Genomic DNA, 9,939 nt, shown 5'->3' on the forward strand with positions numbered 1-9,939 from the left:
ATCTATGATTATGTGAATGTTACCCTCCCCGATCTCAGGCGGGGTACACTTGAGGTGGCAATATGGTAGCCCGGCAAGATGCGTCACTCTATACTATTGAAGGTGTTGCAGCGGCTGCTCTGATGATCGCAACTGCTACAATCGTCTTTCAGGCGATGAGCATCTATACTCCGGGAGATACCCATATTGATGATATGCTCCTTGAACAACTTGGTGCAGATGCACTTGCAGTGATGGATCTCCCAACACAACCTGGTGCCCGGACAGAACTCGAAGAGATGATCAACTCATGGGACCGGGCAGGTTTTAATGAGACGTTTTACCAGCTTCTTCGAACGCGCTCCCTCGAACCGGAGGACCCGGTTCAGTACTCTGCTGTTGTTACATACCGCGTTGGAGAGGATGTCATATCGATCCCTTTTACCGAGTCTGCCCGGTTCACCGGGTATGATCCTGCGATCAGGGTGACCCGGCTGGTGCAGATCCGTTCCCAAAATGATGATGATGTCCTACCCGTAAAGCTCAGAAGAGGGAGTGATCAGGCGGTTCTTCTGGAGGTGTTTCTCTGGCGCGGATAGATGACGATGCCCAGTGGATCGTCCTGATGGGTTTTCTCATAAGTTTCGCCCTTATTTTTATGATGATGATAGTCAATCAGGCGACACTTGTTGGCCAGACGACAGCAGAAGGTGTACTTGAGTTTCCAAAACATGAGATACGGGATCTCAGATCAGAGGCTCTCCTCTGGAGTCGGTATGGAGAAAATGATGCTGTCAGGGATGATATCATCCTGCTCTCGCTGAAGCGAAACCATGCCCTTGTTCAATTATATTCGGAGCCATATCCGGATATAATGGGTTCACGGATGATCACCATCCGGTTTAATAATGGAGTGACTGTCTATGAAGAGATCACGCTGCTCATCTGATGCTGTCTCGAACCTGATCGGGTACATCATGGTAACCGGTATTCTGATGGTTCTCATGTCAATGGTGATGATCACAGCAAATGATGCCCTCATGGAGAGACCGGCTGAGCTGTTCACCTACCATTCATATGTCGATATCGGAAACGGGATGTCGGCACGGATCGTGGATATCTATACGATCGCTCCGGTAAAAGGCTCCGTCGTCTCCAATTTTGCTATGCCGGATGATGTGCTCGGGTATAGCTATACGATCACCGTCAGAAATTCGGGGGTCGATCAGGAGATTGTCGTCAAAGGTGCCCGGACAGAGACCGTCATATCTCTTGCAGGGATCGGGGCTTCACGAATGGTGAGTGGAACAACGTCAGGTGGCAGATGGAACAGGGTTATTTATGATTCAGGGGGGGTGTAACTGATGGATGATAATGCGGTTTCAGAGGCGATCGGTTTCATCCTGATCTTCTCGATCGTTGTAATTGGTATTGCGATTGTGGTGCTGTACGGTTTTCCTCTCCTTCTTGCCGGACAGGGTGGTGCTGATATCCGGAATATGGAGCAGACGATGATCGTGCTTCAGAACGATCTCAAAAGTATCAGTTATAAGATGGTTCCTTATAAAGAGACGGCACTGCAGGTGTCGGGCGGAGTGCTCTTTGTGACGGAAGAATCCGGCACCTTCACTGTTGAACGATTCGATGGCACAGAACTATACCGGACAATCCCGGGTAAGATCAGGTATGTTGCCGATATCGACAGGACACATATTACGATAGAGAATGGTGCGGTTCTCACCCGTCCTGGAACCGCCCCCGGATCAGCACTCCTCGCGGAACCCCGCTGGTATTATGATGATCCGGAAAGGGTCCTGATCCTCTCATTTATTGAGGTCAGAACAGAGAGTCCCCGCTCTCTTGCGGGTGTTGGCAGAATCGAGATGAAGAGTATCTCGACAGTGACGACTGAATACACTATTCCTGATGGTCTGGTCTTCATCCGGTACATTCCTGATCCCGATGACGATTACTCGGTTGCCTGGGGGAACTATATGAAAGGACGATTGTCTTTGACTCCTGAGAGTGAGGGTACCTATTTCCACTCAAATGTAGAGACGGTCGTCATTAAGAAGATTGTAATCGGGATATCCGGTATCTGAAAAGAGAGATCAGAGGTAGTTATGTGCCCTGAGCCAGTCTACCTGTGGTTTGGTATACCGATAGAGGATATCACATTTTTCATCCTGAAATGACCAGGGGATGACGATGAGGATGTCACCTTCGCGGATCCAGACCCGCTTTTTGATCTTGCCTTTGATCCTTCCCATCCGGGTGATGCCGTCTCCACAACGGACGCGGATATGGTTTGATCCAAGCATCAGGTCAGCAATTGCAAATTGTTCTTTTAAACGTCTGTTCGGAAGACGGACTCGCACGACCTCTTCCGGTTCTCCGGTTTTTCTGTAATTATCTGTCAGATGATCTACCTCTTTCTCCCTTTACGAATCTGCATCACAATGGTGGCCACCGGGCATCAAGCGCGCAGGTATGTAGTCTAGGTATGGTGCTTGGAGTTACTTAAAGGATTGCACTTGAGGTGAGGCGGGATGGGTATTGCTTTTCAGGTGTTATACCGGATAGCAGTTTTGGTCTGTGGTCTGGTACCTGTTGTTCTGATATCCGACAGCGCTGAAGGTGTTGTGGTTTTACTCCCTGGTTGTAAGAGTTCCTGACATCTGTGACAGTTGTTTCCAGAAGGGAAATAACCGAATCTTCATCCGATTCACCGGAGTCAAAGATGTGTTGCAACCAAACCCGCCATCACCAATAATCCTCGATGAACCTCTGTGGATAGACCGGATCGCGGAACCTGACTGTTATTGGATTGAACTCATCGGGATCGAATGGCCCTCCCCACCATGTCTTCCAGGATTTGTGTTCTTTATGCCGGGGATTGGCCATGGCCCGAAGAAACTCTGCATATCCGCTGACACCCCCGACATCCTCAGGCGGGCAATGGTGCCTTCCATCAATGCACCTGGGATACATGTCATTTCCCTGTCGTGGAAGTTCCTTCTCAAAGATGACCCTGTGATGCCAGTCATCACCAAAATCGTAGTCATATCGGGCTTTAATACCGGGCTCATAGAAATATCGTGCAACTTTCTCTCTCACCTCATCGTAGTAGGGGATCTTATCTTCCGGTGGTTCGCTCAGGAGACTGGTGATCAGTTTTTCTCTCCCGGTATATGGATCATCGATATAAAAGTCATGGAGATGATAATCCAGCCATCCAAACGAATCAACGATGGCAAAATGGAGATCACGGAAACTGCTGGTCGAGGCGATCTGTACTGTCCTCCAGATAGATGGCTTAATCTCCAGGAGTTCGATTTTGAATTGGTATACCGTTGAAAATACTCTTCTCATGACGCGCCCTCTCTCTCTTTTGTATGACTCTCTTGTGTGACGATGAATGTGGCTGATTCGGTGACCTAACAGATAACTATTTGGCTTTTCTTCTTCAATCTCTCAGTTAGAACGTATTATTGATTCTAAGAAGTTATTCCATCGAAATTGATTGTTGTGAATGGGGGATTAGGTATGAGTGAACAATTATTTGATATTCTGAACGATCTCATGAACCTTCCCACCGAAACCGAATGGATTGAGTTCAAGGAAGCAAAAACAAATTTCGATTCCGATGATTTGGGTCGTTATTTTTCTGCGTTGAGTAATGAGGCGAATCTCAACAATAAAGAGTCAGGTTGGCTTGTTTTTGGTATCACAAACTCCCCGCCACGAAGAGTTGTTGGAACGGACTATCGAAATACACCTTCCGGCCTTGAGAAGTTGAAAAAAGAAATTCAAAAGGGAACAAACCATCTGTTAACCTTTACCGCAATTCATGAAACAAACCACCTGGATGGTCGGGTCATCATGTTTGAGATTCCCCCGGCCCCCCGGGGTATTCCCACCGCATGGAGAGGTCGAACATATGGCCGTACTCATGAATCCATTGACCTTCTGTCGTTTGCCGAGATTGATCGGATTCGGAACCAGAAACCCAGAGATTGGTCTGCTGAGGTTATTGAGAATGCCACAATAGAAGATCTTGATCAGGATGCGATTGCATTTGCCCGTGAAAAATTCAGCAAAAAGCACCCACAATTATCCAGTGAGGTTGAAAGGTGGTCTGATGGTGAGTTCCTTAACCGTATCGGGCTTTGCGTTGGTGGAGGGATTACCAATGCAGCGATCATTCTTCTTGGTAAGAGTGAGTCATCGAATCTTCTCTCTCCTTTGGTTGCCCAAATAACCTGGGTATTAAGAGATGGAGCTGGTATCGAGAGAGATTATGTCCATTTCGGTCCTCCGTTTATCCTCGCAGTTGATCTGGTTTTTGCAAAGATCAGAAATCTTAACTATCGTTACATGACCGATGAAACCCTGTTTCCTATTGAACAGTTACAGTATGATACCTGGGTGATGAGGGAGACGCTCCATAATTGTATTGCTCACCAGGACTATCTTCAGGCGGCACGGATTTCAGTTGTCGAAGGGGATGATTACCTGCTCTTTACCAATCGCGGGATATTCATCCCCGGCTCTATCGAATCGCTCATCACAGGGGACAGACCACCTGACTATTACCGAAACCGGCTTCTCGCAGAAGCGATGGTGAAACTGAATATGATTGACACGGTTGGAAGTGGTATCAAACGGATGTTCCGGTCGCAGAGAGAGCGCAACTTCCCCCTTCCCGACTACGATCTGACTGATTCCACAAGAGTCAGTGTACGTATCACCGGTAAGGTGATCGATCCAAGATATACCCGGATGCTGATCAGACATAAAGATCTGGATATGCTGGATGTTATTTCTCTTGATAAGGTTCAGAAGGGGTACCGTCTCTCCGATGCTGAGTTTACATCTCTCAAATCAAAGAAACTGATCGAAGGGCGACGTCCATATCTCTATGTTTCTGAAAAAGTTGCTGTTGAAACAGATACGAAGGAGGATTATATCCGGAAACGCTCCTTTGACAAGCAGCATTTCAAGGATATGATTATTGAATATCTGAAGAAGTTTGATGAAGCGGATAGAGTTGCTATTGAAAAACTGTTACTGGATAAAGTATCAGATGCACTGTCTGAAGAGAAGAAGCGTTTATTTATTAAAAATTTGCTTCAGGAAATGCGAAAGGGTGAGATAATCAAAACTAAAGAAGGGGGGAGCAAAACATTTGGAGCAAAATGGGTACTTTCTTCACTTCAATATAAGGATAAATAATGTTCTTTGAGTTAGATATGAGTTGGAAAAATTTACCTTAATCTAATCCTTAAAATAAAAATAGAGTTCATTATGCTGTTAAAATTTTCATGGCAACTGGGGAATGTTGGAAATGTATTAGATAATAGTTGGATATTTTTAAGGCCTTAAATTTTCCAAATGAAAAAATAGGCTTCAATATTTTGAAATCAAAAAAAATGAGTTGGATGAAAGTTAGATAATTGTAGGATGTTTAGATAATGAGCACTTCAACAACACAAAACCAAACCAATGTTGAAACCCTTCTTTTACAGCACTTCGCCACCCTTGCGACCGGACCGGGTGGGATCGCAAGGCTGAGGGAACTGATCTTACAGCTTGCAGTGCAGGGTAAGCTCGGGACGCAGGATGAGAACGATGAGCCTGCGAGTGTGCTCCTAGAGAGGATCAGGAGGGAGAAGGAGCAGTTGGTGAAGGAAGGGGAGATCAAAGCATCGAAGTTAAACCCATTATTCTCCCCCCCCTCGCCGAACAGCATCGCATCGTCGAAAAGGTTGATCGGCTCATGGAATTCTGCGATCAACTTGAAGCACAGTTGAAGGAGTGGGGAGGGGTGCAGGAACGCTTTGCGAAAGCTGTTGTGAAGAGTGTTGCGGAATAATCGTTATTTTTGGGTTTTAAGTATAATATCAATTCGCAATAGATATATATCGCCTCAACCAGCGACAGTTTTTTCCAAAATGGAAATAGTTGCTACCCAGCTCCCTGAAACCTCCTTCTCTCCCTCCCGAAGTATCTTCTCCCATAACCGCACCATCTCTTCTATGGTAGCTAAGGTATGGTTCGTCTCTTCTGAGGCGGGAAGATCCGGAGAGAGCGTTCAGGCAAAGGTCCTCCGGCTCCTTGACGAGGCCGGATTCAAGGCGATCATTCCAGAGAATGGTCTTGTCGCCGTGAAAACCCATTTCGGAGAGGAGGGGTGCGACAGCTTCGTCTCGCCGCTCTATATCCGGCAGGTCATCTCGAAGGTGAAAGAAGCCGGAGGTATCCCGTTCCTCACCGATTCAAACACCCTTTACCGTGGGATGAGATATAATGCCGTATCTCATCTCGCCCTTGCAATCCGGCATGGGTTTGGATCTGAAGTGACCGGTGCACCCATTCTCATTGCAGACGGCCTCCGGTCCCAAAATGAGATGATCGTCGGTATTTCTGGGGTGCATCTCCAGGAGACCCGTATCGCAGCAGGTATTGCAGAAGCCGATGCCCTCGTCGTCGTCTCGCACCTGAAAGGACATGCCGTCGCAGGGTTTGGTGGGGCGATCAAGAACCTTGCAATGGGGTGTGCATCAGCAGAAGGCAAACGCGAACAGCACCGGGCGATGCCCGCAATTGTCAGGGAGGAGGAGTGTGTCGGCTGCGGCGGCTGTGTCTCTGCATGTCAGGAGGGAGCGATCAGTTTTGAGGGATTCTCCAGAGTTGATCCCTACCGGTGTATCGGGTGTGGTATCTGCATTGAAAATTGCCCTGAAAATGCGATATATTTCGATTACGAGCGTGATGCAGCACCCCTGTCAGAGTACCTCGCTGAGTACGCCCTCGGTGCCGCCTCCCTCTTCCCCGGGAAGGTACTCTACCTGAACTTCCTCCTTCGGATCACCCCGGACTGCGACTGCGCACCCTTCAGTGACCGTCCGATCGTCCCGGATATCGGGATCCTTGCCTCGACCGATCCCGTCGCGATCGATTCAGCAAGCCTGGATCTCGTCGACGGTCAGCAGGGATTTGCCGGGACAAGACTTGCAAAACACCACGCTCCCGGGGAAGAGAAGTTCTCCGGTGTCTGGCCTAAACTTTCGATCCGGGCACAGATTCGTCATGGAGAACGGATCGGGCTTGGAAAAAGTGAGTATGAACTGATCAGGATCTGAACTCGCGGGAGAGCGACTCCCGCATGATCTTAATTGCGCAGTATTCGCCGCACATCGAACAGGGCCCCTCATCCGGGACGGCTGCTGCGATCCGCTCCGGATCGATTGCATTTGCGATCTGGCCCTTCCAGTCAAGTTCTGCCCTGCATGCAGAGAGCTTTCCATCGGCAGCATCTGATCCGATCCGGATGGTATCGCCGATATGAGCAGCGATCCGAAACGCGATCAACCCTTCCCGAACCTCGTCTTCGGTCGGCAGACCGATATGTTCTGCTCGCGTGATGGCACAGAGGTAATCGGCACCGGCTGAGACGGCGACACTTGCACCAACAGCACCTGCAATATGGTCATGGCCAACTGCCCGGTCGGTCGCAAGGGGTCCGGCGACGAAGAGGGGGTAGGGTGCTACATCTTTGTATAATCGGACACATAAGGGGATGCGGTCTATCCTGACATGGCCCCCGCACCCTTCGATGATCACCTGGACGCCTTCTCTATGAAACCGATCCGCTATCTCACTATTCTGTCTTCGCTCAAGGGCGGCGGCAGGATCTCCCCCATCGACGATACTGCCGCCACGCATGGTATTTCCGAGCGAAACGATGATCTCATGCTCTTTTACGATCTCGATCACTTCGTCGAAGTGCTCAATGAACGGATTCTCAGATTTCGTCCTGAGCATATAGGCAGCCGTCATCGAGCCCCCTTTTGAGACGACACCAAGGACCCGCTGACTCCTGCTGAGAGCTGACAGGGTCTTGTGATCGGTCATATGGAGGACGAAGGAGCTGACACCCTCCTCTGCCTGTTCTCTGAGGGTTCTGATGATCTGATCTGCATCAAGGTTGCCGAGTCCTCCGGCATCAATGACCGCCTGATAGATCGGAACGGTTGTTAAGGGGAGTTTTGTGTTCCGAAGGATGGCAGATCGGATCTCCCTGATATTTCCACCCATTGAGAGGTCTGTTAAGGTATCTGCACCGTACCGCTCGGCAATCTCAGCCTTTCGTACTTCTGCGGTGATATCTGATCGGACAGTCGAAGTACCGATATTGACATTCACCTTTGCAGAACATCCTTTTCCGATCCCGACTGCGACATCCCCCCGTACCATGACAGTGGCACTACCATGGGCGAGCCTTTCGATGAGGATCTCAGGTTCAATCCCCTCTCTCTTCGCGGCAATTACAACGGCAGGAACGATACGACCGTCCCGTGCCTCTTCTATGATAGTCCTCATCTGTTGGTTCCTCCGGTTTGCTGTACCTCTTTCTGTTGCCGATCCTGAATGAAGATGTGCATATCGGCGGGTGTTTGAGTTAGTATGTATCAGGTACTTCAATCATCTTAAATTTCCCAGATGGAACCCGTATCTCAAACCTTGCCCCTTCTCCGTATCTGCCGGTCTCTGAAATGGTGATCCCGGTGATCTCGAGGATCTCCCGCGTCAGGAAGAGACCAAAGCCGGTATTCTTACCAACACCACGGGAGAAGATCCGCTCCTTCTGATCATCTGGGATACCAACGCCATCATCCTCCCAGATGATTGTCAGTTCGTCGTTCGAGAGTCGGCAGGAGATTGCTATCCGGGTTGCTCCTTCAGCATGCCGGATGGTATTGTCCATCAGATTTGAAAAGACCTTCTCAAGCATTGGGTCTGCAAGGAGTGAGATCCGGTTGCATTCATTCCTGATAGGAATCCGGTCATCTCCTCCTTTTCCGATCTGTTCTGAGAGATCAAGCCATATGGGCTCTGCGACCCCGAGTTTATCATACTCGCGTGTGAACTCGATATGCCGCTGGATGGAGGAGGTTGCTTTTATCACCTCTTTGAGGTACCTCGCCTGTTTCGGATCAACACTCATCTCCTCGGCAAATTCGAGGAATCCCTGAGCAGCCATGATATCATTGAGGATATCGTGGCGGGTGATGCTTGAGAGGATCTGGAGTTTCCTGTTTGTGAGATGGAGTGCATCCTCTGCAGCTTTCTGCTCGGTGATATCGATCCCAAACTCAATTGAACCGGTGATGTTACCGGAGTCGTCATAGACGGGACAGCCTTTCAGATGAAAGATTCTTCCATCAGGGATCCGGATCTCACCCTCTTCTATTGCTCCAACCTCCATCGATCTGACCACCGGACATTCGTCACAACGAGTGGTTCGTCCATGCCATATCTCATAACAGCTGCGTCCGATCAGATCAGATTGCTTTTGGCCGACTGAATCCGCAGAGACGCGGTTTGCATACCGAACGGTCAGGTCAGCATTAATATAGGCAAGCATCACCGGCATCGCATCAAGGACGGTCGCTTTTTCCTCCTCTGATCGCCTCAGTGCCTCCTCAAATGCCTTCCGTTCAGTGATATCCCTGACAACCGAGATGATGAGGTTGGTTTCACCTCGCCGCATCAGGCGTGAGCTTACCTCCACCGGGAAGGTGGTACCATCTTTCCTCTTCTGATCTGATTCAAAGATGGCGCTTCCGTTTCTGAAGAGCTCATCCATCCGATCTCCTGCCTCCCTTCTGGCTTTCTCTCCGGCAATATCAATGACCGTTAATCTGAGCAGTTCGTCCCGGGTGTACCCAAGGCTCCTGCAGGCACGTCCATTCACCTCCAGAAACAGCCCTGGCATGCCATCCAAATCGATCTCATGGAGGAAGATCGCATCATTTGCTGTCTCGAAGAGGGCCAAAAATCGCTCCTTTTCATCTACTAAGAACTGATGGGAGGCTTTCAGTTCTTCAATCTGGAATCGGATCTCCTCTTCAGCAGCACTGAGCTGCTCATTTGCAGCTAAACGCTCGTCAAGTG

The 9,939-nt window shown here is 49.2% G+C and carries 12 protein-coding genes; 8 read left to right on the plus strand and 4 right to left on the minus strand.

Annotated features, from left to right (window positions below):
- Positions 1-62 precede the first annotated feature (62 nt).
- From Q7V06_RS08955 to Q7V06_RS08970, 4 genes are read left to right on the plus strand one after another with little or no spacing between them, the layout of a single operon-like run.
- Positions 63-578, plus strand: a complete 516-nt coding sequence (locus Q7V06_RS08955; protein WP_304840732.1) for a hypothetical protein — start codon at positions 63-65, stop codon at positions 576-578.
- A gap of 26 nt (positions 579-604) precedes the next feature.
- Positions 605-928 carry a hypothetical protein gene (locus tag Q7V06_RS08960; RefSeq protein WP_304840734.1) on the plus strand — a complete coding sequence of 108 codons (324 nt, stop codon included), beginning with the start codon at positions 605-607 and terminating at the stop codon, positions 926-928.
- The gene (locus Q7V06_RS08965) at positions 903-1,340 is read left to right on the plus strand and encodes a hypothetical protein (RefSeq protein WP_304840736.1); all 438 of its coding nucleotides are present in this window, start codon (positions 903-905) and stop codon (positions 1,338-1,340) included. The genes Q7V06_RS08960 and Q7V06_RS08965 overlap by 26 nt, the downstream gene beginning before the upstream one ends.
- Positions 1,341-1,343: 3 nt before the next feature.
- Positions 1,344-2,081, plus strand: coding sequence for a hypothetical protein (locus Q7V06_RS08970; RefSeq protein ID WP_304840738.1), 738 nt, complete (start codon positions 1,344-1,346; stop codon positions 2,079-2,081).
- Positions 2,082-2,090: 9 nt separating this feature from the next.
- Here Q7V06_RS08970 and eif1A read toward each other — a convergent pair whose 3' ends face one another.
- Together eif1A and Q7V06_RS08980 are read right to left on the minus strand one after the other, a co-directional pair.
- Positions 2,091-2,399 (minus strand): translation initiation factor eIF-1A, encoded by a 309-nt coding sequence (eif1A, locus tag Q7V06_RS08975; RefSeq protein ID WP_304840752.1) that lies wholly within the window; start codon positions 2,397-2,399, stop codon positions 2,091-2,093.
- Between the two features lie 343 nt (positions 2,400-2,742).
- Complete coding sequence (locus Q7V06_RS08980; protein WP_304840740.1) at positions 2,743-3,351, minus strand: plasmid pRiA4b ORF-3 family protein; 609 nt, start codon at positions 3,349-3,351, stop codon at positions 2,743-2,745.
- A 174-nt stretch (positions 3,352-3,525) separates the two neighbouring features.
- Between Q7V06_RS08980 and Q7V06_RS08985 the strand changes: the two genes are divergently transcribed.
- The 4 genes from Q7V06_RS08985 (at position 3,526) to Q7V06_RS08995 (ending at position 7,124) form a co-directional block, all read left to right on the plus strand.
- The gene (locus tag Q7V06_RS08985) at positions 3,526-5,214 is read left to right on the plus strand and encodes an RNA-binding domain-containing protein (protein ID WP_304840742.1); all 1,689 of its coding nucleotides are present in this window, start codon (positions 3,526-3,528) and stop codon (positions 5,212-5,214) included.
- 239 nt (positions 5,215-5,453) lie between these two features.
- The gene (locus tag Q7V06_RS08990) at positions 5,454-5,792 is read left to right on the plus strand and encodes a hypothetical protein (protein WP_304840744.1); all 339 of its coding nucleotides are present in this window, start codon (positions 5,454-5,456) and stop codon (positions 5,790-5,792) included.
- Complete coding sequence (locus tag Q7V06_RS10445; protein WP_370650838.1) at positions 5,735-5,854, plus strand: hypothetical protein; 120 nt, start codon at positions 5,735-5,737, stop codon at positions 5,852-5,854. The genes Q7V06_RS08990 and Q7V06_RS10445 overlap by 58 nt, the downstream gene beginning before the upstream one ends.
- A gap of 163 nt (positions 5,855-6,017) precedes the next feature.
- Positions 6,018-7,124 carry a DUF362 domain-containing protein gene (locus tag Q7V06_RS08995; protein WP_304840746.1) on the plus strand — a complete coding sequence of 369 codons (1,107 nt, stop codon included), beginning with the start codon at positions 6,018-6,020 and terminating at the stop codon, positions 7,122-7,124.
- On the opposite strand, the gene thiC is transcribed toward Q7V06_RS08995, so the two are convergent.
- Entirely contained in the window at positions 7,114-8,364 is a 1,251-nt protein-coding gene (thiC, locus tag Q7V06_RS09000; protein ID WP_304840748.1) for a phosphomethylpyrimidine synthase ThiC, read from the minus strand. The genes Q7V06_RS08995 and thiC overlap by 11 nt on opposite strands.
- A gap of 79 nt (positions 8,365-8,443) precedes the next feature.
- A partial coding sequence (locus Q7V06_RS09005) for a PAS domain S-box protein (RefSeq protein ID WP_304840750.1) occupies positions 8,444-9,939 on the minus strand: 1,496 nt, incomplete at its 5' end.

The sequence above is a fragment of the Methanocalculus sp. genome (assembly GCF_030651615.1).
Lineage (GTDB): Archaea > Halobacteriota > Methanomicrobia > Methanomicrobiales > Methanocorpusculaceae > Methanocalculus.

What these genes read in the sequence shown, in the direction of transcription:
- Q7V06_RS08980 (WP_304840740.1), bottom strand. Translation starts at nt 3,351, where the DNA reads ATGAGAAGAGTATTTTCAACGGTATACCAATTCAAAATCGAACTCCTG.
- Q7V06_RS08985 (WP_304840742.1), top strand. Translation starts at nt 3,526, where the DNA reads ATGAGTGAACAATTATTTGATATTCTGAACGATCTCATGAACCTTCCC.
- Q7V06_RS08965 (WP_304840736.1), top strand. Translation starts at nt 903, where the DNA reads ATGAAGAGATCACGCTGCTCATCTGATGCTGTCTCGAACCTGATCGGG.
- Q7V06_RS08960 (WP_304840734.1), top strand. Translation starts at nt 605, where the DNA reads ATGGGTTTTCTCATAAGTTTCGCCCTTATTTTTATGATGATGATAGTC.
- Q7V06_RS08970 (WP_304840738.1), top strand. Translation starts at nt 1,344, where the DNA reads ATGGATGATAATGCGGTTTCAGAGGCGATCGGTTTCATCCTGATCTTC.
- thiC (WP_304840748.1), bottom strand. Translation starts at nt 8,364, where the DNA reads ATGAGGACTATCATAGAAGAGGCACGGGACGGTCGTATCGTTCCTGCC.
- Q7V06_RS08955 (WP_304840732.1), top strand. Translation starts at nt 63, where the DNA reads ATGGTAGCCCGGCAAGATGCGTCACTCTATACTATTGAAGGTGTTGCA.
- Q7V06_RS08995 (WP_304840746.1), top strand. Translation starts at nt 6,018, where the DNA reads ATGGTAGCTAAGGTATGGTTCGTCTCTTCTGAGGCGGGAAGATCCGGA.
- Q7V06_RS08990 (WP_304840744.1), top strand. Translation starts at nt 5,454, where the DNA reads ATGAGCACTTCAACAACACAAAACCAAACCAATGTTGAAACCCTTCTT.